This is a genomic window from Pseudomonas sp. SJZ103, from assembly GCF_007828335.1.
Classification (GTDB): Bacteria; Pseudomonadota; Gammaproteobacteria; order Pseudomonadales; family Pseudomonadaceae; genus Aquipseudomonas.
The window spans coordinates 106,433-128,905 of record NZ_VIUN01000016.1; the positions used below are offsets into that span (position 1 = coordinate 106,433).

Annotated in this window: 17 protein-coding genes; 9 read left to right on the forward strand and 8 right to left on the reverse strand. The window is 56.8% G+C overall.

Annotated features, from left to right (window positions below):
• Positions 1-82: 82 nt before the first annotated feature.
• On the forward strand, positions 83-853 hold the full coding sequence (locus tag FBY10_RS26765) for a 1-acyl-sn-glycerol-3-phosphate acyltransferase (RefSeq protein ID WP_131699624.1): 771 nt from the start codon (positions 83-85) through the stop codon (positions 851-853).
• A 178-nt stretch (positions 854-1,031) separates the two neighbouring features.
• Here FBY10_RS26765 and FBY10_RS26770 read toward each other — a convergent pair whose 3' ends face one another.
• On the reverse strand, positions 1,032-3,314 hold the full coding sequence (locus tag FBY10_RS26770; RefSeq protein WP_145338374.1) for a CHASE2 domain-containing protein: 2,283 nt from the start codon (positions 3,312-3,314) through the stop codon (positions 1,032-1,034).
• 450 nt (positions 3,315-3,764) lie between these two features.
• Between FBY10_RS26770 and FBY10_RS26775 the strand changes: the two genes are divergently transcribed.
• Positions 3,765-4,487 (forward strand): response regulator transcription factor, encoded by a 723-nt coding sequence (locus FBY10_RS26775; RefSeq protein WP_131699626.1) that lies wholly within the window; start codon positions 3,765-3,767, stop codon positions 4,485-4,487.
• A gap of 98 nt (positions 4,488-4,585) precedes the next feature.
• Here FBY10_RS26775 and gyrB read toward each other — a convergent pair whose 3' ends face one another.
• From gyrB to dnaA, 4 genes are read right to left on the reverse strand one after another with little or no spacing between them, the layout of a single operon-like run.
• The gene (gyrB, locus tag FBY10_RS26780) at positions 4,586-7,003 is read right to left on the reverse strand and encodes a DNA topoisomerase (ATP-hydrolyzing) subunit B (RefSeq protein ID WP_027608163.1); all 2,418 of its coding nucleotides are present in this window, start codon (positions 7,001-7,003) and stop codon (positions 4,586-4,588) included.
• Between the two features lie 4 nt (positions 7,004-7,007).
• Positions 7,008-8,111, reverse strand: a complete 1,104-nt coding sequence (gene recF, locus FBY10_RS26785) for a DNA replication/repair protein RecF (RefSeq protein WP_012721452.1) — start codon at positions 8,109-8,111, stop codon at positions 7,008-7,010.
• 20 nt (positions 8,112-8,131) lie between these two features.
• The gene (gene dnaN / locus FBY10_RS26790) at positions 8,132-9,235 is read right to left on the reverse strand and encodes a DNA polymerase III subunit beta (RefSeq protein ID WP_065926810.1); all 1,104 of its coding nucleotides are present in this window, start codon (positions 9,233-9,235) and stop codon (positions 8,132-8,134) included.
• Between the two features lie 38 nt (positions 9,236-9,273).
• Entirely contained in the window at positions 9,274-10,794 is a 1,521-nt protein-coding gene (dnaA, locus tag FBY10_RS26795) for a chromosomal replication initiator protein DnaA (protein ID WP_131699627.1), read from the reverse strand.
• A 585-nt stretch (positions 10,795-11,379) separates the two neighbouring features.
• On the opposite strand from dnaA, the gene rpmH reads away from it, so the two are divergent.
• The 5 genes from rpmH (at position 11,380) to mnmE (ending at position 15,329) form a co-directional block, all read left to right on the forward strand.
• Positions 11,380-11,514, forward strand: coding sequence for a 50S ribosomal protein L34 (gene rpmH, locus FBY10_RS26800; protein ID WP_003213577.1), 135 nt, complete (start codon positions 11,380-11,382; stop codon positions 11,512-11,514).
• 16 nt (positions 11,515-11,530) lie between these two features.
• Entirely contained in the window at positions 11,531-11,935 is a 405-nt protein-coding gene (rnpA, locus tag FBY10_RS26805; RefSeq protein WP_053128141.1) for a ribonuclease P protein component, read from the forward strand.
• The gene (gene yidD, locus FBY10_RS26810) at positions 11,928-12,173 is read left to right on the forward strand and encodes a membrane protein insertion efficiency factor YidD (RefSeq protein ID WP_010207715.1); all 246 of its coding nucleotides are present in this window, start codon (positions 11,928-11,930) and stop codon (positions 12,171-12,173) included. Before rnpA ends, yidD begins: the two co-directional genes overlap by 8 nt.
• 2 nt (positions 12,174-12,175) lie before the next feature.
• Complete coding sequence (yidC, locus tag FBY10_RS26815) at positions 12,176-13,879, forward strand: membrane protein insertase YidC (RefSeq protein WP_131699628.1); 1,704 nt, start codon at positions 12,176-12,178, stop codon at positions 13,877-13,879.
• A 79-nt stretch (positions 13,880-13,958) separates the two neighbouring features.
• On the forward strand, positions 13,959-15,329 hold the full coding sequence (gene mnmE / locus FBY10_RS26820) for a tRNA uridine-5-carboxymethylaminomethyl(34) synthesis GTPase MnmE (RefSeq protein ID WP_145338375.1): 1,371 nt from the start codon (positions 13,959-13,961) through the stop codon (positions 15,327-15,329).
• Positions 15,330-15,389: 60 nt separating this feature from the next.
• Here the strand turns inward: mnmE and FBY10_RS26825 are convergent, their stop codons facing one another.
• From FBY10_RS26825 to FBY10_RS26835, 3 genes are all read right to left on the reverse strand, one after another.
• A complete protein-coding gene (locus FBY10_RS26825) occupies positions 15,390-17,828 on the reverse strand; it encodes a TonB-dependent siderophore receptor (protein WP_145338376.1) in 2,439 nt (812 codons plus the stop codon).
• Positions 17,829-17,921: 93 nt separating this feature from the next.
• On the reverse strand, positions 17,922-18,866 hold the full coding sequence (locus FBY10_RS26830; RefSeq protein WP_145338377.1) for a FecR domain-containing protein: 945 nt from the start codon (positions 18,864-18,866) through the stop codon (positions 17,922-17,924).
• On the reverse strand, positions 18,866-19,372 hold the full coding sequence (locus tag FBY10_RS26835; protein WP_145338378.1) for a sigma-70 family RNA polymerase sigma factor: 507 nt from the start codon (positions 19,370-19,372) through the stop codon (positions 18,866-18,868). The genes FBY10_RS26830 and FBY10_RS26835 overlap by 1 nt, the downstream gene beginning before the upstream one ends.
• Before the next feature lie 563 nt (positions 19,373-19,935).
• Between FBY10_RS26835 and mnmG the strand changes: the two genes are divergently transcribed.
• Positions 19,936-21,828, forward strand: a complete 1,893-nt coding sequence (gene mnmG, locus FBY10_RS26840) for a tRNA uridine-5-carboxymethylaminomethyl(34) synthesis enzyme MnmG (protein WP_131699632.1) — start codon at positions 19,936-19,938, stop codon at positions 21,826-21,828.
• Positions 21,825-22,469 carry a 16S rRNA (guanine(527)-N(7))-methyltransferase RsmG gene (rsmG, locus tag FBY10_RS26845; protein WP_065926803.1) on the forward strand — a complete coding sequence of 215 codons (645 nt, stop codon included), beginning with the start codon at positions 21,825-21,827 and terminating at the stop codon, positions 22,467-22,469. The genes mnmG and rsmG overlap by 4 nt, the downstream gene beginning before the upstream one ends.
• Positions 22,470-22,473 lie beyond the last annotated feature (4 nt).

Genomic DNA, 22,473 nt, shown 5'->3' on the forward strand with positions numbered 1-22,473 from the left:
CCGCCCTCGACTTCCTGGCCAAGGACTGTTCGGGAGTGCGCTTTTAACAGGCGGGCCATGTCCCGCAACGGTAAATGCCGCCATGTCGATTTTGCAGGCCATCAGAACCTTTTTCTTTTACCTGCTGTTGGGCACCAGTTCGTTTCTCTGGTGCACCCTGAGCTTTTTTATTGCGCCGTTCCTGCCGTTCAAGGCGCGCTATCGCTTTATCAACGTCTATTGGTGCCGCTGCGCGTTGTGGCTGACCAAGGTGTTCCTGAACATTCGTTTCGAGATCAAGGGCGCTGAAAACGTACCGGACCAGCCGTGCGTGATTCTGTCGAATCACCAGAGCACTTGGGAGACCTTCTTCCTCTCGGCTTACTTCTCGCCCTTGAGCCAGGTGCTCAAGCGTGAGCTGCTGTACGTGCCGTTCTTCGGCTGGGCCATGGCCATGTTGCGCCCGATCGCTATCGACCGTGACAACCCCAAGGCGGCGCTCAAGCATGTCGCCAAGAAGGGCGATGAGCTGCTCAAGGACGGCGTGTGGGTGCTGATCTTTCCGGAAGGTACACGAGTCCCCTTTGGGACCGTAGGCAAGTTCTCCCGTGGAGGTACGGCATTGGCGGTCAACGCCAACCTGCCGGTGCTGCCGATTGCGCATAACGCCGGCAGGTTCTGGCCGAAGACAGGTTGGGCAAAACGCGCAGGCACTATCACTGTGGTGATAGGCGAGCCAATGTACGCAGAAGGGGAAGGCCCACGCGCGATTGCCGCGCTGAATGACCGTGCCCAGGCATGGAATGAAGCGCAGCAGCGGGCCATGGGCTCTCTGCCGCCGGAGCCGATTGTGGTGGAGACGCCGGTGGTATGAGTATCTGTGGATAACCTGTGCACGGTTTGTTGGCGAATTGGCTTTTTTTGATCCTAATAAGTTGATTTACTTAGATATTTCCAAAACAGATAAAATCTAAAAAAACGTGCATAAGTTTTTTCCGCATTAAAAACCGGTCCTTGAGACCGGTTTTTTATGCACAGCAGAAAAGTACGTTTTAGCAGTCGTCCAGCAAGGGCAGCTGCAGGCTGAAAGTGGTGCCTTTGCCCACGGTGCTTTCACACCCGATACGGCCCCCATGACGCTCAACGACCGCCTTGACCATGCTCAGTCCCAACCCCAACCCTTCGCTGCCTTGGGCCGAGTCAAAGCGCTTGTACTGGCTGAACAGCTCAGGCAAATCCTCGGCGGCTATCCCGGGGCCCTGGTCGCTGATGCGGCATTCCAACCAGCCTTGCGCGCTGCTGTGTCGCAGCCGAACGGTGGTACCGGACCGGGAGTATTTGATCGCGTTCTCCAGCACATTGAACAATGCGCGGGTGAGCAATGATTGATCGGCTGACACCATCCCTTCGTCAGCCTCGTCCAGATCGTGGACCAAGTGAATACCTTTGAGGTGGGCGATCACTGCCACTTGATCAAAGGCATCCATTACCAACATGGCGAACAGCGTAGGCTCGAACTGGTAGCCATCGGCCTCAGCCCTAGCCAGTTGCACAAATGATTCGGTCAGGCCCAAGGCGCGGCGTACCTGCTGCTCGATCTGGGCAAAAATCGGCGACTCACTGTTGTGCACATCCAACAGTGCGAGGATCGCCGAGTGGGGTGCGCGCAAGTCGTGGGAGAGGAAGCGCAGCATGGTTTCCCGATGCTGCTGGGCCTCGCGTTCCTTGCTCAGGTCGGTGAGGCTCAGCAGCCAGCCCAGCGCCACATCCCCTTCCGCCGGCAGCAGGGGGGCAAGCTCCATGCGCAGGCTGCGTTGGTGGATATCACGAAACTCAACGAGTTCCAGCGTTGAGAGGGTGGGGCGTACGCCATTGTGCAGCGGCGGATAACCGAGGTCAGCCAGCTGCTCCAGAAGGTTATGGTTGATCAAGTCATTGCCGAACACTTCCCGCGCAATGCGGTTGGCCAACAGGATATTAGCCTGGGTGTCTGTGATCAGTGTCGCCACCGGCAAGCATTCCAACCCATCGGCCATAAAACGTCGGGTGTCCCGCGTACGACTTACGGCTTGCTCCAGGGCAAAGATACGGCCCTGCAACACGTCACCTTTGTTGGCGGGTGCGCGACGGCGTTCGGGCAAGACTTTGGGTTCGTTATCCAGGCGCGCCAATTCCCAGCCGAAGTAGGCCAGGATCACACTCAAACGACGCCAGTTCCAGATCAGGTAGCTGAGCAGCAAACCGATCAAGCAGGCCGCAGGCGACCACCAGTAGCCCAGGCGCAACAAGGCCGCTGAACCCACCAAGGCCATGAACATGCACCCCAGGGTCATCCACAGCGCATAGCGCGGGCGGTAGAGCAGCAGGCCCAGCAGCATCGCCACCAGGGACGTTGCGATCAGTGCGGCCAGCCATCCGGGCAAGTCCACAATACTTCGATCTTGCAGCAAGCCATTGAGCACATTGGCCTGGATCTCCACACCCGCGGTGGTGCCGGCCATAGGAGAGAGCGGTGTGACAAAACGATCGCCCATGCCCGACGCTGTCGCCCCCACCAGAATCAGACGGCCCCGCAACCGCTCGGGAGGGACCTCACCGCGTAATACGCTGACATAAGACACGCTCGGGAAATGGGTGTCGGCAGCAATAAACGGGATACGGACGGCATGCTCCCGGTGCCAATCCTGGGTGATCGACGTCAGGGCCTGCCCGGGCATCTCGGCCGATTGCCCGCTCATCGCGAAGGCCAGCCACGCTAACTGAAGCGCTGTGGCGCCGGCTGGCCCCTCACGCATATACAGCCTGCGCACCACGCCATCGCTATCCGCCTCCACATTGATATGCCCGACACCCTTGGCACATTTGAGCAGTGACAGCATTTGTGTCCCGGGCTGGCTGTAGCTGGTGGAATCGTCACGGGCCAAGGGCAACAATACGTTGCCGGCGTTGCACACCGAGTCGGCCAAGCGCTTGTCATTAACCGGGTCACCGGGCTCGCTGAAGATCACATCAAACAAGATACCGGCCGGCTGCGCTGCGCTAAGACGATCGATCAGGTCGGCGTGCAAACTACGCGGCCAAGGCCACTGGCCGAGTTTCTTCAGGCTAGGGTCATCGATGGTCACCAGCAGGATGCGCGGGTCCACCGGCAGTGGCGCCAGGCGGCGAAGGCTGTCGTATAGCGGGTTGTTCAAGGCCAGACCTGGACTCATCGAGAGGTAGGCAGTGATTGGCAACAGCAGCAAACCAATCCATAACCACTCCCGTACCAGACCGTGGAACAGGCGCTGGGCATGGGTGGGTTGGCGCTTTTCGGCCTTTCCCCAGAGCATCATGGATCAACGCGCCGGTGTTGTTGGCAGGCGGTAGATGATGGCATAGGCCCCCGATTCCTCCTCAGGCGTTGCACGTCGTAAGCCGACATACGTACGTGATAGAACGACGCTTTGAGCCCAGTGAAGCTCATTTTCGGCGCGGTGGAAAAAATTTCCTGCTTGATGTTCATAACGGCGGGGATTCCAAAGGGCATCCACTATCAGGGCACAGGAGTTTACGACAGCGCATGCGTCGGCTGATCCTTTTCCTTAACGCCTGGAGTCGGTATCTTTCCCACATAGGTATGGAAGACTTTCAATGGCGTATTCGCTTATTGATCCCAGCCTACCGAGAGATCCAAGGGGTCGACGAACCTGAGCACAATTCTTCAGATTCAATGACCGGCATCTGCGCAGTACGTGCCCCTCAATATACGACTGCCGTACTCTTCAAAAAGAAAGGACCCTCCCATGCGTGTCGCAATACTGGATGACGAACCCGCAGAATTGCGACGGGTGGAACAGACACTGCGACAAATCCCCAGCACCGCCGAACAATCCTGGACCCTGCATTGCTTCGAGCGCGGCGAAGACCTGCTGCGTCAATTGCGCCGGGAGACCTTCGACCTGTTGATACTCGACTGGCAACTGCCCGACATCACCGGTATTGCTTTGCTACGCTGGACCCGTGAGCACATGGAGTCACCACCCGCTGTCATCATGCTCACCAGCCGTGATGCCGAAAGCGATATCGTTACCGCATTGAACAGTGGCGCCGACGATTACGTCAGCAAGCCCTTTCGCCCTAACGAACTGAAGGCGCGAGTTACAGCCGTTCTGCGTCGGCATGGCCTGCAGAAATCGGCGACCCCCGAAGTGCAGAGTTTCAATGACCTGACCTTCGACGACGCAGAGTTGACCGTCACGCGCGCAGGCAAACCGATCAACCTCACCGAGCGCGAATACCGTCTGGCGAGCTGCTTGTTCGCCAACCTGGCTCGGCCGCTATCGCGCGAGTACCTTTATGAGCGGTTCTGGACCCATGAAGAAATGGTGTCCTCTCGGCCGCTGGATACGCATATCTATCGGCTACGCAATAAGCTTGGGCTTACCGCTGATAGGGGTTGGCAGTTGTTGACGATCTATGGGTATGGGTATCGGTTGGAGAGCGTGGCTGCGGCTTCTTCTGGATAAAACCATGATGTTCCACGTGGAGCATTTTGCAGACCATTCGCAATAAAAAAGGCCAACGCATAGCGTTGGCCTTTTTTATTTTTGGGGGCGCCCCTGGATCAGAAGTCCAGGTTAGACACCGCCAAGGCATTGCTCTCGATGAAGTCACGACGAGGTTCGACCGCATCACCCATCAGGGTGTTGAAGATCTGGTCTGCGCCAATGGCGTCTTCGATGGTCACACGCAGCATACGGCGCTGGGCTGGGTCCATGGTGGTTTCCCACAGTTGGTCCGGGTTCATTTCGCCCAGACCTTTGTATCGCTGGATAGTGTGGCGCTTGGTGCTTTCCGCCATCAACCAGTCCAGGGCTTCCTTGAACTCCTTCACCGCTTTCTTACGCTCGCCACGCTGAATATAAGCACCGTCGTCCAGCAGGGTGCTCAGTTGCGCGCCGAGGGTCACAACGGTCTTGTAGTCGTTGCTGCCGAAGAAGTCGCGGTTGAAGGTGACGTAGTTCGACAGGCCGTGGGAGATCAATTCGACCTCTGGCAGCCAGACATTACGCTCACGGTCTTCACGCAGGCTGGCTTTGTACACCAGGCCGGATTTTTCGACAGTGCGCAGGCGTACTTCGTACTGGGCCAGCCATTCTTGCATGTGGGCGTGGTCGCCCAACTGCTCCAGGCTTACGGACGGCAGGTAGATGAAGTGCTCGGTCAGTTCCTGTGGGTACAGGCGCGACAGGCGCTTGAGCGTCTTCATCACCATACGGAAGTCGTTAACCAGACGCTCCAGCGCCTCGCCGGAGATGCCCGGGGCTTCGTCGTTCAAGTGCAGGCTGGCATCTTCCAGGGCCGACTGCGTCATGTACTCTTCCATGGCGTCGTCGTCTTTGATGTACTGCTCTTGCTTGCCTTTCTTCACTTTGTACAACGGCGGCTGGGCGATGTAGATGTAGCCACGCTCGATCAGCTCCGGCAACTGACGGAAGAAGAAGGTCAGCAGCAGGGTACGGATGTGCGAACCGTCGACGTCAGCATCGGTCATGATGATGATGTTGTGATAGCGCAGCTTGTCGATGTTGTACTCGTCACGGCCAATACCGCAGCCCAGTGCCGTGATCAAGGTGCCGACTTCCTGGGAGGAAATCATCTTGTCGAAGCGAGCCTTCTCAACGTTGAGGATCTTACCCTTCAACGGCAGGATAGCCTGGGTGCGACGATTACGACCCTGCTTTGCGGAACCGCCAGCAGAGTCACCTTCCACCAGGTACAGTTCGGAGAGGGCAGGGTCCTTCTCCTGGCAGTCAGCCAGTTTGCCTGGCAAGCCGGCAATATCCAGCGCGCCTTTACGACGAGTCATCTCACGAGCTTTACGCGCCGCTTCACGGGCACGCGCGGCGTCGATCATCTTGCCGACAACCAGTTTGGCTTCGTTCGGGTTTTCCAGCAGGAAGTCCGAGAAGTACTTGCCCATCTCCTGTTCAACCGCAGTTTTCACTTCGGAAGACACCAGCTTATCTTTGGTCTGGGAGCTGAATTTAGGGTCCGGCACTTTCACCGAAATAATCGCGGTCAGACCTTCACGCGCATCGTCACCGGTGGTGGCAACTTTATGCTTCTTCGCCAGGCCTTCGGCTTCGATGTAGGTGTTCAAGTTACGCGTCAGCGCGGAACGGAAACCCACCAAGTGAGTACCTCCGTCACGCTGTGGAATGTTGTTGGTGAAGCACAACAGGTTCTCGTTGAAGCTGTCGTTCCATTGCAGGGCGATTTCCACGCCAATGCCGTCTTCACGCTGGATGTTGAAGTGGAATACCTGGTTGACCGCAGTCTTGTTGGTGTTCAGGTATTCAACGAACGCACGCAAGCCGCCTTCGTACTTAAACAGTTCTTCCTTGCCGCTGCGCTCGTCCTTGAGGACGATACCCACACCGGAGTTAAGAAAGGACAGTTCACGAATACGCTTGGCCAGGATGTCCCAGCTGAAGTGGATGTTCTTGAAGGTATCAGCCGATGGCTTGAAATGGATCTGGGTACCGGTGGTTTCACTGTCACCAACGATTTTCATCGGCTCCTGTGGCACACCGTGGACATAGGTCTGCTCCCAGATCTTGCCACTGCGACGAACGGTCAGGATCAGCTCTTCGGACAGAGCATTCACCACCGACACACCCACACCGTGCAAACCACCGGAGACTTTATAGGAGTTGTCGTCGAACTTACCGCCGGCGTGGAGCACGGTCATGATGACCTCTGCCGCCGAAACGCCTTCTTCTTTGTGCACATCTACCGGGATGCCACGACCGTTGTCGCGCACAGTAATGGATTCGTCCGGATGGATGATGATGCTGATGTCGTCGCAGTGACCGGCCAGAGCTTCGTCGATGGAGTTGTCGACCACCTCGAACACCATGTGGTGCAGACCGCTACCGTCATCAGTGTCGCCAATGTACATACCGGGACGTTTGCGTACGGCATCCAAACCTTTCAGCACTTTAATGCTGGTCGAGTCGTACGTGTTTTCTTCGCTCATGCCTTCACTCCCGATGGTCGTGGGTCTGGGTGATACGGCCTTGTTCCACGTGGAACAAAGCGACTGGCGTTTCCGTCTGCCAGCCTTCCCTCAATAATTCGTGGTCTACACAGGTGATAAACACCTGGCAGCGTAATTCTTCCAACAAGCGGCATAACGCACGGCGATGTTGCTCGTCGAGTTCAGACGGCAAGTCATCCACCAGATAAATACACTGACCACGTCGGGCTTGGCTAACCAAATGACCCTGGGCGATACGCAGTGCACACACCACCAACTTCTGCTGGCCGCGGGACAAGATGTCCGCAGCATTGTGTGCGCCTAATCTAAGACGCAAATCAGCCCGTTGGGGTCCGGCCTGGGTATGGCCAATTTGCTGATCCCGCTGCAGGGACGTCGCGAGCACTGCACTCAGCTCACGCTCTTTATCCCAACCACGGTAGTAACTCAGCGTCAGCCCCTCGAGATCCAACAACTCGCTCAAGGTCTGCTCAAAGACTGGTTTCAAGGCTTTGATATAGGCGCGGCGGTATTCATCTATTTCGTCGCTGGCCAGGCACAATTCCCGGTCCCAGGCCGCTTGCGAAGCGGCGTCAAGTGTACCATGCCGCAGCCATGAGTTCCGCTGCCGCAGGGCCTTCTGCAGGCGCTGCCAAGTGGCCATGAATCGCGGTTCCACGTGGAACACTCCCCAGTCGAGGAACTGCCTGCGGATTTTTGGCGCGCCTTCCAGCAAGCGGAAGCTGTCAGGGTTGATCAGTTGCAATGGCAGGATCTCTGCCAGTTGCGCAGCACTGCGAGCATTCTGCCCGTCGATGCGAATCTGGAACTCACCGCCGCGATCACGAGAAATCCCCAGGCTGCTGTGCCCACCTTCTGCAAGTTCAACCTGGCCAAATACTGTGCAGGCCAGTTGTTCATACTGAATCACCGGCAACAAGCGGGCACTGCGAAAGGAACGGGCGAGTCCTAGCAGGTGGATGGCTTCCAGCACGCTGGTTTTGCCACTGCCGTTGGCGCCGTGAAGGATATTGATGCGGGGGGAGGGGGAGAAGGTCACCGGGTGCAAATTGCGCACCGCGGTGACCGAGACGCGACTAAGGGACATCTAGCTTCTGCTGAGCATGATTACAGACGCATCGGCATAACAACGTAAGCCGAGTCGTCATTATCGGATTCCTGCACCAGGGCGCTGCTGTTGGAGTCGGACAGGATCAGGCGAACCTGTTCGGTGGTCATCACACCCAGCACGTCCAGCAAGTAGCTCACGTTGAAGCCGATTTCCAAAGTGCCGCCGTTGTAATCAACGCCCACTTCCTCTTCCGCTTCTTCCTGCTCCGGGTTATTGGCCTGGATTTTCAACTGACCATTGGCCAGTTGCAGACGAATACCACGGTACTTCTCGTTGGACAGAATCGCAGTACGGCTGAACGCTTCACGCAGGGCCTGGCGATCACCGATCACCAACTTGTCGCCGCCTTTAGGCAGAACGCGCTCGTAATCCGGGAACTTGCCGTCAACCAGCTTGGAGGTGAAGGTGAACTCGCCGGTGGTCGCGCGGATATGGTGCTGACCCAGTACGATGCTGACATTGCCATCCGGCTCAGTGAGCAGGCGCGCCAGTTCGAGAATACCCTTACGCGGCACGATCACCTGATGACGATCAGGTTGACCGATATCGGCGCGCATCGAGCACATCGCCAGACGGTGGCCGTCGGTGGCCACGGCGCGGATGATGCCTTCCGACACTTCCAGCAGCATGCCGTTGAGGTAGTAACGCACGTCCTGCTGAGCCATGGCGAAGCTGGTACGCTCAATCAGACGGCGCAGTTTGCTTTGCTCCAGGCTGCAGGTCAGTGAGCCAGGGCCTTCTTCCACAGTCGGGAAATCATTGGCCGGCAAAGTAGACAGCGTGAAACGGCTGCGTCCCGCCTTGACCACCAACTTCTGCTCATCAACCTTAATGTCGATCAGCGCGTCGTTCGGCAGGCTTTTGCAGATGTCCATTAACTTGCGCGCAGGCACTGTGATCTCGCCAGGTTCAGCGGGTTCTTCCAGTTGCACGCGACCGACCAGCTCGACTTCCAGGTCGGTACCGGTCAGGGACAATTGCTGGCCTTCGACCACCAGCAATACGTTGGAGAGCACCGGCAAGGTCTGTCGGCGCTCGACGACGCCTGCGACCAGTTGCAGGGGTTTCAACAGGGCTTCGCGTTGAATGGTGAAATGCATGGTCTAGTCCCTTGCCTTAATAAGCTGCGCTGGTGTCATCAAGTAGTCAGTGTACGCAGCAGGTTCTTGTAGTCCTCGCGAATATCCGCGTCGGATTCCTTAAGCTCGTTGATCTTGCGGCACGCGTGCAAGACCGTGGTGTGGTCGCGGCCGCCAAACACATCACCGATTTCCGGCAGGCTATGGTTGGTCAACTCCTTGGAGAGTGCCATGGCCACCTGACGCGGACGAGCCACCGAGCGCGAACGGCGCTTGGACAACAGGTCGGAAATCTTGATCTTGTAGTACTCGGCCACGGTGCGCTGGATGTTATCCACACTCACCAGTTTGTCCTGCAATGCCAGCAAGTCCTTCAGGGATTCGCGAATCAGCTCGATGGTGATGTCGCGGCCCATGAAGTGAGAGTGCGCGATGACACGCTTGAGCGCACCTTCCAGCTCACGCACGTTGGAGCGAATGCGCTGGGCGATGAAAAACGCAGCGTCGTGGGGCAGATCGACTTTCGCCTGATCGGCCTTTTTCATCAGGATCGCAACGCGGGTTTCCAGCTCCGGCGGCTCTACCGCAACGGTAAGGCCCCAACCAAAGCGCGACTTCAAGCGTTCTTCCAGGCCTTCGATTTCCTTCGGGTAACGGTCACTGGTCAGGATGACCTGTTGGCCACCTTCGAGCAGGGCGTTGAACGTGTGGAAAAACTCTTCCTGGGAACGCTCCTTACGCGCGAAGAATTGAATGTCATCGATCAGCAATGCATCAACGGAGCGGTAGAACCGCTTGAACTCGTTGATCGCATTGAGCTGCAGGGCCTTGACCATGTCAGCCACGAAGCGCTCCGAGTGCAGGTATACAACCTTGGCATTCGGGTTCTTCTTTAATAGGTGGTTACCCACAGCGTGCATCAAGTGGGTCTTACCCAAGCCAACGCCGCCATAAAGGAAGAGCGGGTTGTAACCGTGCTTGGGGTTGTCTGCGACCTGCCAGGCGGCCGCGCGGGCCAGCTGGTTGGATTTACCTTCGACGAAGTTCTCAAAGGTGAACGTGCGGTTCAGGTAGCTGGTGTGCTTGAGCGCGCCTTCGACCTGTACCGTGCGCTGCTCGGCGCGGACCGGAGCCTGCTGGGAACTGGCGCCCGCCATCGGATCGAAGCTGTCGCGGGACGGCTCTTCATTTATAGGCGCGTTTTTCTGCGACGAGGATTTCGAAGGCGTCTGGGCAACCGGCGCTGGCGAGTTATTAACAGGCGCCGCGGCGACTTGAGCCTGCGAGGCACTCGCTGCGAGCGGAGCATTCGGTGCAGCACGAGGTGCCGAGCTGCGTTTGCTGCCTATCAATAAGGAGAGCACGGGCGCGAGGCCATTGCCGTGTTCATCGAGCAATTCGAGAACGCGGCTCAGGTACTTTTCGTTGACCCAGTCGAGAACAAAACGATTGGGCGCATAGACACGCAACTCGTCGCCTTCGGCTTCGACCTGTAGCGGGCGGATCCAGGTGTTGAATTGCTGGGCAGGCAGCTCATCGCGCAAAAGCTCAACGCACTGCTGCCAAAGTTCCACTGACACGGATATCCCCTAAGTTGAAAGCCGGTGAGGCAAAAACAGCCGCCATTGTAGCGGCCAGCAGCCCACTTATCCACATGTAGGTTGCTCACAGGCCAGCCAAAATCAATGCCTTAACTGCAAAAAATGCGACAGATGGTCTGTGCATAAGCTCTGTGGATAAGCGTGCCTGAGCTCGTTGTACAAGTGGGGGCGAAAGTCTGTGGGTAACTGGCCTGTGGATAACATGCCATTCCACACACAGCTTATCCGACAGCGCAGCACAGGCAGAGCACCGTTTCTCCCCCGTGTTGTCATTCTCTGTACATCACGTGGAATAAGGCCTCAAGGCAGTTATCCACAGAGGATGGCCTGCCTAGCTTTTATAAGCTTTACAGAAAAGCTTTAAATAACTTCCTTCTTTATTTTTATATCTATGGCATTGCTCATGGAAGCAGAACGGAAAGAAAAGGGCTGGAGGTCCGTAAAGATCTAATTGAAGGAAAAGCTGGTTGGAAATTGACCTAGAGGCTTGCTTTCTCTAGAATCGCCGGTCTCTTAAAACGGGGGCCATTCCGGCCCGTTGTGGACGAACCAGGTAACAACGCCATGAAACGTACTTTCCAACCAAGCACCATCAAACGCGCCCGTACCCACGGCTTCCGTGCTCGCATGGCTACCAAGAACGGCCGTGCTGTCCTGTCGCGTCGCCGCGCCAAAGGTCGTGCGCGTCTGGCAGTTTGATAATCCGGTACTGGTGGTGAGTCAGGACTTCAGTCGGGAAAAGCGTCTGCTAACCCCCCGGCACTTCAAGGCAGTCTTTGACTCCCCCACCGGCAAGGTTCCGGGGAAAAATCTCCTGCTCCTTGCGCGTAACAACGATCTTGATCACCCCCGTCTCGGGTTGGTGATCGGCAAGAAGAGCGTAAAGCTCTCCGTTGAGCGCAATCGCCTCAAGCGTCTGATGCGCGAATCGTTTCGCCTCCACCAGGACACTCTGGTTGGTTGGGATATTGTTATCGTCGCGCGCAAAGGCTTGGGGGATGTAGAAAACCCCGAATTGATTCAGCATTTCGGCAAGCTCTGGAAACGTCTGGCGCGTACCAACAAGCCAGCACCAGCAGTCAGCACCGAAACTGTAGGGGTAGACAGCACCGATGCGTAAACTGGCACTCGTTCCGATCCAGTTTTATCGCTATGCCATTAGTCCTCTGATGGCCAGCCACTGTCGTTTCTACCCCAGTTGTTCCTGCTACGCGTTAGAGGCCATAGAAAATCATGGTCTTCTGCGCGGTGGCTGGCTGACCTTTCGTCGTTTAGGTCGCTGTCATCCGTGGAATCCCGGTGGTTATGACCCGGTTCCACCTATCCCTACCTCCCGTTCTTCTTCGATGGCCGAGTAATCATGGATATTAAACGCACGATCCTGATCGTCGCCCTGGCAATCGTGTCCTACGTCATGGTCCTTAAGTGGAACCAGGACTATGGCCAAGCTGCCCTGCCGACTCAGAATGTTGCTGCCAATGCTGTTCCAGCGGGACTTCCCGATACAGTTAGTGGCACCAATACTGCCGCCAGTGATGACATTCCACGCGCAGCGGGCGAAACAAAAGCACCTGCCGAAGTTGCAGTTGCCACAAGCACCGACCTCATCCAGATCAAGACGGATGTATTGGACTTGGCTATCGACCCGCAAGGTGGCGATGTTGCCAAACTGACACTTCCGCTGTATCCGCGTCGTCAGGATCACCCGGAAATTCCATTCCAGTTGTTCGATAACGGTGGCGAACGTGTTTACCAGGCACAAAGTGGCCTGATCGGCACCAACGGTCCTGATGCGAGCGCAACCGGTCGTCCGATTTTCTCTTCGGAGAAGAAGAGCTACCAACTGGCAGATGGCCAAGACCAACTGGTCGTGGACTTGAAGTTCAGCAAGGACGGCGTCAACTACATCAAGCGTTTCACACTCAAGCGCGGGCTGTACGACATCGTTGTCACCTATTTGATCGACAACCAGAGCGCTCAGCCTTGGACCGGCGCAATGTTTGCGCAGCTCAAGCGTGACGCCAGCTCCGATCCATCGTCCAGCACTGCGACCGGTACCGCGACTTACCTGGGCGCAGCCCTGTGGACAAGTTCGGAGCCGTACAAAAAAGTATCCATGAAAGACATGGATAAGGTGGCCGAAGACAAAACCAAGGCACCGATCACCTATAACGTGAACGGTGGTTGGGTAGCCTGGCTGCAACACTACTTTGTGACCGCGTGGATTCCTCAGCCTGGTCAGAACAATGCAGTACTGGCGCGCAAGGACAGCAAAGGTAACTACATCATTGGCTACACCGGCCCGGCGTTGACTGTCGCTCCAGGTGCCAAGGCTGAAACCAGCGCAACCCTGTACGCCGGCCCGAAAAGCCAAGCGGTGTTGAAAGAGTTGTCCCCAGGTCTGGAACTGACTGTGGATTACGGCATCCTGTGGTTCATTGCCCAGCCGATTTTCTGGCTGCTGCAACATATCCACAGCATCGTCGGTAACTGGGGCTGGTCGATCATCTTCCTGACCATGCTGATCAAGGGGATCTTCTTCCCACTGTCGGCCGCCAGCTACAAGTCGATGGCGCGCATGCGTGCCGTGGCCCCTAAACTGGCCGCGCTGAAAGAACAACATGGCGATGACCGGCAGAAAATGTCGCAGGCCATGATGGAGCTGTACAAGAAAGAGAAGATCAACCCGCTGGGTGGATGCTTGCCGATTCTGGTGCAGATGCCGGTATTCCTGTCGCTTTACTGGGTACTCCTGGAAAGCGTGGAAATGCGTCAGGCACCGTTCATGCTGTGGATAACTGACCTGTCGATCAAAGACCCGTTCTTTATCCTGCCGATCATCATGGGCGCGACCATGTTTATCCAGCAGCGCCTGAACCCGACACCACCGGATCCGATGCAGGCCAAAGTGATGAAAATGATGCCAATCATCTTCACCTTCTTCTTCCTGTGGTTCCCAGCTGGTCTGGTTCTGTACTGGGTGGTCAACAACGTGTTGTCGATCTCTCAACAGTGGTACATCACACGTAAAATCGAAGCGGCTACCAAAAAAGCCGAGGCGTAATTTACTCTGTGGATAACCACTCAAGACGCCCCCTAGTGGGGCGTTTTGCTTTCCGTCATTTTTATTCTGGAACCTGCTGATGAGCGCTACTCGTGAAACCATCGCTGCTGTCGCTACCGCTCAGGGTCGCGGCGGCGTCGGTATCGTTCGTATTTCCGGACCGCTCGCCGGCATTGCCGCGAAGGCCATCAGCGGGAGAGAGTTAAAGCCGCGCTATGCCCATTACGGCCCGTTCCTGGGCTCTGATGAAGAAGTATTGGACGAAGGCCTGGCCCTGTATTTCCCGGGCCCCAACTCCTTCACGGGTGAAGACGTACTGGAATTGCAGGGGCATGGCGGCCCAATCGTTCTGGATATGTTGTTGCAGCGCTGCCTGCAATTGGGCTGCCGCCTGGCTCGTCCTGGAGAATTCAGTGAGCGGGCATTCCTTAACGACAAGCTCGACCTGGCACAGGCTGAAGCAATTGCCGACTTGATCGAGGCCAGTTCTGCACAGGCAGCACGCAACGCATTGCGCTCTTTGCAGGGCGCCTTTTCCCTGCGTGTGCATAACTTGACCGAACAGTTGATAAGCCTGCGCATCTACGTCGAGGCGGCGATTGATTTTCCTGAAGAGGAAATCGACTTCCTTGCCGATGGCCATGTATTGGCGATGCTGGATAAGGTCCGCGATGAATTATCCACAGTCCTGCGTGAAGCCGGGCAGGGCGCGTTGCTGCGCGACGGCATGACGGTGGTGATCGCTGGGCGCCCCAATGCCGGCAAATCCAGCCTGCTGAACGCTCTGGCGGGTCGAGAAGCTGCCATCGTCACCGAGATTGCCGGTACTACCCGGGACATTTTGCGCGAACATATCCACATTGATGGCATGCCGTTGCACGTGGTCGACACCGCGGGTTTACGCGACACCGACGACCAGGTGGAAAAGATCGGCGTCGAGCGTGCGCTCAAGGCTATCAGTGAGGCGGACCGTGTGTTGCTGGTGGTAGATGCCACGGCGCCGGAAGCTATAGATCCATTCGCACTGTGGCCGGAATTCCTTGAGCAACGGCCAGACCCGTCCAAAGTCACCTTGATTCGGAATAAGGCTGACCTGACCGGTGAAGCCATAGCGATGGAAACCAGCGAGGATGGCCATGTCACCATCAGCCTGAGTGCGAAATCGGCCGGTGATGGACTGGAGTTGCTGCGCGACCACCTCAAGGCCTGCATGGGGTACGAGCAGACCTCGGAAAGCAGCTTCAGTGCACGTCGCAGGCATCTGGAGGCGCTGCGTCACGCAAGTGCAGCGTTGGAGCACGGTCGGGCTCAATTGACCTTGGCGGGGGCTGGTGAGCTGTTGGCTGAGGACTTGCGTCAGGCGCAGCAGCTGTTGGGAGAAATCACCGGCGCGTTCAGCTCGGATGATCTGCTGGGACGGATCTTCTCCAGCTTCTGTATCGGCAAGTAGGAGCTGGCTTGCCCGCGATGAAGGCCTGAAGAATATTTTGATTCTTCAGGCCTTCATCCTTCACCAGTTGTACGAAACAGTGCCAAGCAGTGTGCGACTGTCACCCCAATAGCAGCGGCCCGCGTCGTTGCAGCCAGAAACATACTCCTTGTCGAACAGATTCTTGGCGTTCACGTCCACTGACCAGTGCTTGTCGATCTGATAGCCCACGGCTGCGTCCACCAGAGTGACGCTCCCAGCATCCAGCTTTCCGTACAGGCTTGGCTGGGTGTAAGAAAACGTACTGTCGAAATAGCGCACACCGCCGCCCAGGGACAAACCCTTGAGTTGGCCATCGAGAAAGCGGTACTTGCCCCACGCCGAGGCCTGGTTGCGCGGAACCCCCGTCATCTGATGCCCCTCAACCAGCGAGGTAGCCGAGTCCTTGGTAATACGAGCGTCAGTGTAGGTATAGGCTGCGGTCACATTCAGGTTGGGCGTGATATTGCTGTTCACCTCGACCTCGGCACCTTTGGCCCGGCTTTCGCCCACCTGGCGGTAGCTGTTGGTGGTGGCGTCGAGGTAGGTGTCGTCTTCCTTGCGCAAGTCATACACCGACAGGGTCATCGCTGTATCCCAGCCGACCGGCTCGTACTTCACACCCACTTCGTACTGACTGCTGGTGATCGGCTTCAACGGTGAACCGGCGTTGGAGATCTGCTGTACAGGCACAAATGCGGTGGAGTAGCTGACGTACGGCGTCAGGCCGTTGTCGAACTGGTACATCACCCCGCCCTGGTAGGTAAACTTGCGGTCTTCGGAGCCGGTGTTGCTGGCTTTGTTGACCTTGTCGCGGAAATCACTGTCGACCCAGTCCTGGCGGCCGCCCAGCAGGAACAACCAGTGGTCATACTTGCTCTGGATTTGTGCATAAACACCCTTCATCTGCTGCTCGAGCAAGGTGTTTTGCACAGCCACCGGGGTAAGCGGCTCACGCAGGTACACGGGGTTATACATATTGATGGTTCCGGCGAAACCTGCGTCCCAATCCTGGTTGAACGAGGTGCGGTCATAACTGGCGCCGAACAGCACCGTATTTTCCAGGCCCCCGACCTGGAATTTGCCTTCCAACTGGTTATCCAGGGAGTAGACCATCGACTTGTTGTAGCGGTCGTAGGCCGTCATGTTCAGTTGGGTGCCGAAACCGCCATTGTTCAATGTGCTCGGCCAGGTTTCGTGACGGTTGATGCGCGATTGCATGTACCGCGAGTTCTGTCGGAACTGCCACTCATCATTGAAGCTGTGGCTGAATTCGTATCCGCTGCTCCAGGCTTCACGTTCGAACGTATTCCAGTCTGGGTCGCCGAGCATGGTGTGCTTGGACAGCTTTCCGTTTGGATTTGTAAGCAAGGTCCCCGCAGCGGGTAGGCCAAGTTCGAGATTGGTGTGGTCCTTTTGGTAATTGGCCAACAGAGTGAGCGTGTTGAAATCGTCGAAATTCAGGGTCAGTGAAGGCGCGATATACAGGCGATCATCAGGAACATGGTCAGTCTGCGTGTCAGACTTGCGGCCAAGCATCACAACCCGGCCAAGGATATTGCCGCTGTCGTTTAGTGGACCAGAGATATCCACACCCAACTGACGCCGATTATTCGAGCCATAACCGAGCTGCACTTCACCTTGCGGCGTGGCAGTCGGATGTTTGCTCACCAAGTTCACTAAACCGCCAGGCGCGTTTTCACCGTACAGCAGGGAAGAAGGCCCACGAAAGATTTCGACCCGCTCCAGGCCATAGGGCTCACTGGTGGTGTCGTACCGATTGCCTTGTACGCGCAGGCCATCTCGCAGCAGGCCGTAGCCGTAATCCGTGGCATTGAAACCGCGGAGGAAGAACAAGTCCCCCGCAAGACCGTCGCCAGCAGCAAAGGGCGGCGCGAAGATACCTGGCACGTAACCCAATACTTCAGTCAGGGTCTGCGACTTCTGGTCTTTGATGCGCTGGCCGGTGACGACCGATACCGAACGCGGTGTTTCCGACAGAGGCGTGCTGGTCTTGGTACCGATACGGCTGTTTTGCGCTTTGTAGCCCACATCCCCGGCAATCTCTTGATTGAACCCCGCCTGTTGATAAGTGCTGACTGTGGTGGGCGCGAGCGTGAGTTGCCCTGTAGGAATGGCCTGCAGCACATAGCTGCCAGGCGCCTGGACTACAGCTTGTAACCCTGAGTTCTGCAGCAACAGTGCAAAACCTTGCTCAACCGAATAGTCACCTTCCAGCCCGGTTGTGTTCAAGCGCGCGGTTTGGTGGGGCGAGAAAGACAGAATCACATTCGCCCTGGCGGCAAATTGACTCAAGGCATTGTCCAGGGGACCGGCCGCAATGACGTAATGCTGCACCGCGCTGGCGGCCATGGCGTCACTGGATAGCAAAACACCGGCTGTGGCTGCCGTGCCGAGCAGCAGGCTGCACGTCATACCGTGGTAGGAAAGTCGCTGGCGGAGCTTGGTGCGAAGGCGCATAGGTGGATAAGCCCTGAAGGTGGCGTCGTAATTACCTTTAGGGCCGTATCAGGTAAAAAAAAGATAACCCTTTGTGAGGATATTTTTTTGCTATCAGGAGATTCGCTTCACCGAAACCCAATAGCGAGTGAAGTATTTCACCTGAATAGGCAAGGTTGCCTGCAGATTCGCCAGTACCGCATCGGTGGAATCCAGGCGGAAGGTCCCGGAAACACGTAGACGTGCACAAGCCAAGTCGCATTTCAGGACACCGGGACGGTAGCGGGCAAGGTCTTCGATCACATCCCCGAGGCGAGCATCCAATACGATCAGCTGGCCATCGACCCAGGCTGCCTGGGACCCGCTATACGTGTGGTCAAGCCCCACGTTTTGACGATCAAAGTCAGCGCTTTCACCGGCACCGAGCAGTCGAGCATGGCCGGGCTGGTCACCAGGGGACACACTTACGCGATCCTCCAGAACACCGACACGTGTGGAATCCGGCAACTGGCGCACTGTAAACCGTGTACCCAGTGCCTGGACTCTGCCTTGGCGGGTTTCGACATAAAAGGGCGTCTGCCCGCCCAACTTCCCGGTGTGGATAAGTACTTCGCCTTCACGCAGCCGGATCAAACGTTGGTGCCCATCGAATATCACGTCAATCGCCGTGCTGGTATTCAGATCAATCCGTGTGCCGTCAGCCAATACGACGCGCCGGCGCTCACCCACAGACGTCCGGTAGTCGGCCCATACATTTCCCAGGGAGGTATGTTGCTGAACATTCCACCCCAGGCACCCGGTACCGCCCATTACCAACATCCACTTCAACACCTGACGACGTTGTTGCGTGGTCGACAATGCCCGGCGGGTGAAATCCTGGGGCAGGGCGCCGAGACTGCGCTGCAATTGCTCCATCTGGTTCCATGCCGCCTGATGGGACGGATCGCCGTTGAGCCACTGTTGCCAGGCAAGGCGTTCAGCAGCCGTAGGCGTTTGGGATTGAAACTGTACATACCAGTTAGCAGCGGCCTCGAAGGTCTTGCGATCGGGGGCGGCCATTACAGGCTGGCCACGATCAGCGAGCATTCAGTCAATGCGCGGATCATGTGCTTCTTCACCGTGGTCAGCGACACCTGCAGTTGATCGGCGATCTGTTGATAAGTCAGCCCCTCGATCTGCGACAACAGGAAGATCCGTCGCGCTCGCTCGCCGAGTCCGGACAGGGCTTTATCCACAGCCACCAGCGTCTCGATAATGATGGCCTTGTCTTCTTCACTGATGGCCGTGGTTTCAGGCCGTTCGGCCAAGGTTTGCTTGTAGGCCTGCTCGATGCCATGCCGGCGATAACGATCAATCACCAGGCCCCTGGCGATGGTCGCCAGGTAGTCACGCGGTTCAACAATCTGCGCCGCATGCCGCCCACCCAAAATGCGCACGAACGTATCGTGCGCCACATCGGCTGCATCGCAGGCGTTATGCAACTTACCTTTGAGCCACCCGTGCAACCAGGAATGGTGCTGCTCGTAGATGTTCTGAACCGCAGCCGTGTGTGAAGAAGGGGACATAGGCATGACAAGGTAGGTTAATGATAATCGCTATTATTAACTGCCTCGCTGTTTTCTCACAATAGATCTCTTTTTTGACGTGCTTCCCCCCAATAGAAAGATTCGGTGGGCTTCATCGTGGGCGAAATTCACACCATTGCACGGAGTTCTGTGGATTAAGCCCTGTGAATAACCGCCCCTGTGCCCAGTTGATAAGAGGGCTTGAAACCTGAGTAAAAAACCCTCTGTGGATAACAGCCTGTTTAATCCACAGGCTTAAAGCACTTATCCAAGGGCCTCATTGGCACATGACCACAGACTTTTGAATCGCTGTACACATTGTAAATAAAGGCCTGTAGAGATCTATCCACAGAAAACGTGCTCAGTAGAAATAAACATAAAAACAAAGATTTAATAACTTTCTCTCTTTTAATTTCTATTGTCTGTGATTCATCCACAGCTGGTTAAATTTTGTGCAAAGGGTTCTTTAGGAAGGGCGAAGTCCCTATACTTGCCGCCAAAGCTCCAAAACCCTTTCAACAAACAACTCCTGATTACCTACATAAGCAGGCACGAGGTGCGTGGTGGATTTCCCTTCCCGTTTTGAAGTGATCGTCATCGGCGGCGGTCATGCCGGTACCGAGGCAGCACTGGCGTCAGCACGCATGGGCGTAAAAACCCTGTTGTTGACGCATAACGTGGAAACCCTCGGTGCCATGAGTTGCAACCCTGCCATTGGTGGGATCGGCAAAAGCCATCTGGTCAAGGAAATCGATGCCCTTGGTGGCGTGATGGCCGAGGCCACCGACAAGGGTGGTATTCAATTTCGTGTGCTCAACAGCCGCAAAGGCCCGGCCGTGCGTGCCACTCGAGCCCAGGCAGACCGCATCCTGTACAAGGCCGCGGTGCGCGAAACCCTGGAAAACCAGCCCAACCTGTGGATATTTCAGCAAGCCGCCGATGACTTGATCGTCGAACAGGACGTGGTTCGCGGTGTTGTCACCCAAATGGGCCTGCGTTTCTTCGCAGAATCCGTGGTGTTGACCACCGGTACGTTCCTCGGCGGACTTATCCACATCGGTATGCAGAACTATTCGGGTGGCCGCGCCGGTGATCCGCCGTCGATTGCCCTGGCAAAACGCCTGCGCGAATTGCCGCTGCGCGTCGGTCGGCTGAAAACCGGGACCCCGCCGCGTATTGACGGACGTTCCGTGGATTTTTCGGTGATGACCGAACAAGCCGGCGACACACCGATTCCGGTGATGTCGTTCATGGGTTCCAAAGAGCAACACCCCAAACAGGTGAGCTGCTGGATTACCCACACCAACGCCCGAACTCACGAAATCATTGCCGCGAACCTCGACCGTTCGCCGATGTACTCCGGGGTGATCGAAGGGATTGGCCCGCGTTACTGCCCGTCGATCGAAGACAAGATCCACCGCTTTGCCGACAAGGAAAGCCACCAGGTCTTCATCGAGCCTGAAGGGCTGACCACCCACGAGTTGTACCCAAACGGGATTTCCACTTCCCTGCCGTTCGATGTGCAAATCCAGATCGTGCAATCGATTCGCGGCATGGAAAACGCACACATCGTGCGACCGGGCTACGCCATCGAATACGACTACTTCGACCCGCGTGACCTGAAGTACAGCCTTGAAACCAAAGTGATCGGCGGTCTGTTCTTCGCTGGCCAAATCAACGGCACCACCGGTTACGAAGAAGCCGGCGCCCAAGGTTTGCTGGCCGGGACCAACGCCGCATTGCGTGCACAGGGCAAAGACAGCTGGTGCCCGCGTCGCGATGAAGCGTATATCGGCGTGTTGGTCGATGACCTGATTACCCTGGGAACCCAGGAACCGTATCGGATGTTTACTTCCCGAGCGGAATATCGCCTGATCCTGCGCGAAGACAACGCCGACCTGCGCCTGACCGAAAAAGGTCGTGAACTGGGCCTGGTCGACGATGCCCGTTGGGCCGCCTTCTGCAAAAAACGCGAAAGCATCGAGCTCGAAGAGCAACGCCTGAAAAGTACTTGGGTTCGCCCGGGCACCCAGCAGGGCGACGCGATTGCGGAAAAATTCGGCACGCCGCTGACCCACGAGTACAACCTGCTGAACCTGCTGTCCCGCCCGGAGATCGATTACGCGGGTCTGGTCGAAGTGACCGGCGGCGGCGCAGATGATCCACAGGTTGCCGAGCAGGTCGAAATCAAAACCAAGTATGCCGGTTACATTGACCGCCAGCAGGACGAGATCGCTCGTCTGCGCGCCAGTGAAGACACTAAGCTGCCTGTGGATATCGACTACACCGGCATTTCCGGATTGTCGAAAGAAATCCAAAGCAAGCTGGGGATAACTCGCCCCGAAACGCTCGGCCAGGCTTCACGTATCCCCGGCGTCACCCCGGCAGCCATTTCGCTATTGATGATTCACTTGAAAAAACGCGGCGCGGGCCGTCAGTTGGAGCAAAGCGCTTGAGTTCGTTGGTCACCTCGCAACACGCCGAAGAGTTATCCACAGGTGCGCGCCAGTTGGGCGTGGACTTGACCGAAGCCCAGCACGATTTGCTGTTGGGTTACCTGGCCCTGTTGATCAAGTGGAACAAGGCTTACAACCTGACGGCCGTGCGTGATCCCGACGAAATGGTTTCCCGTCACTTGCTCGACAGCCTGAGCGTGATGCCATTTATCGAAAACGGTCGTTGGCTTGACGTGGGCAGTGGTGGCGGTATGCCTGGCATTCCACTGGCTATCCTGTTTCCCGAGTCGCAGGTGACCTGCCTGGACAGCAACGGCAAGAAAACTCGTTTCCTGACCCAGGTCAAACTCGAGCTCAAGCTGGATAACCTGCAAGTTATCCACAGTCGCGTCGAAGCCTTCACGCCTGAACTGCCCTTCAACGGAATTGTTTCCCGGGCGTTCAGCAGCATGGAGAACTTCAGCAACTGGACCCGTCACCTGGGCGACCGTGACACCCGCTGGCTGGCAATGAAGGGCGTCCATCCAAGCGATGAGCTGTTAGCATTGCCGGCAGACTTCCACCTCGATAGCGAACACGCCTTGGCCGTACCCGGTTGCCAAGGCCAACGCCATCTGCTGATACTGCGCCGCACGGCATGATTGG

Coding starts and splice junctions, on each gene's coding strand:
- FBY10_RS26765 (WP_131699624.1), top strand. CDS start 83: ATGTCGATTTTGCAGGCCATCAGAACCTTTTTCTTTTACCTGCTGTTG.
- FBY10_RS26770 (WP_145338374.1), bottom strand. CDS start 3,314: ATGATGCTCTGGGGAAAGGCCGAAAAGCGCCAACCCACCCATGCCCAG.
- FBY10_RS26775 (WP_131699626.1), top strand. CDS start 3,765: ATGCGTGTCGCAATACTGGATGACGAACCCGCAGAATTGCGACGGGTG.
- gyrB (WP_027608163.1), bottom strand. CDS start 7,003: ATGAGCGAAGAAAACACGTACGACTCGACCAGCATTAAAGTGCTGAAA.
- recF (WP_012721452.1), bottom strand. CDS start 8,111: ATGTCCCTTAGTCGCGTCTCGGTCACCGCGGTGCGCAATTTGCACCCG.
- dnaN (WP_065926810.1), bottom strand. CDS start 9,235: ATGCATTTCACCATTCAACGCGAAGCCCTGTTGAAACCCCTGCAACTG.
- rpmH (WP_003213577.1), top strand. CDS start 11,380: ATGAAACGTACTTTCCAACCAAGCACCATCAAACGCGCCCGTACCCAC.
- yidD (WP_010207715.1), top strand. CDS start 11,928: ATGCGTAAACTGGCACTCGTTCCGATCCAGTTTTATCGCTATGCCATT.
- yidC (WP_131699628.1), top strand. CDS start 12,176: ATGGATATTAAACGCACGATCCTGATCGTCGCCCTGGCAATCGTGTCC.
- mnmE (WP_145338375.1), top strand. CDS start 13,959: ATGAGCGCTACTCGTGAAACCATCGCTGCTGTCGCTACCGCTCAGGGT.
- FBY10_RS26825 (WP_145338376.1), bottom strand. CDS start 17,828: ATGCGCCTTCGCACCAAGCTCCGCCAGCGACTTTCCTACCACGGTATG.
- FBY10_RS26830 (WP_145338377.1), bottom strand. CDS start 18,866: ATGGCCGCCCCCGATCGCAAGACCTTCGAGGCCGCTGCTAACTGGTAT.
- FBY10_RS26835 (WP_145338378.1), bottom strand. CDS start 19,372: ATGTCCCCTTCTTCACACACGGCTGCGGTTCAGAACATCTACGAGCAG.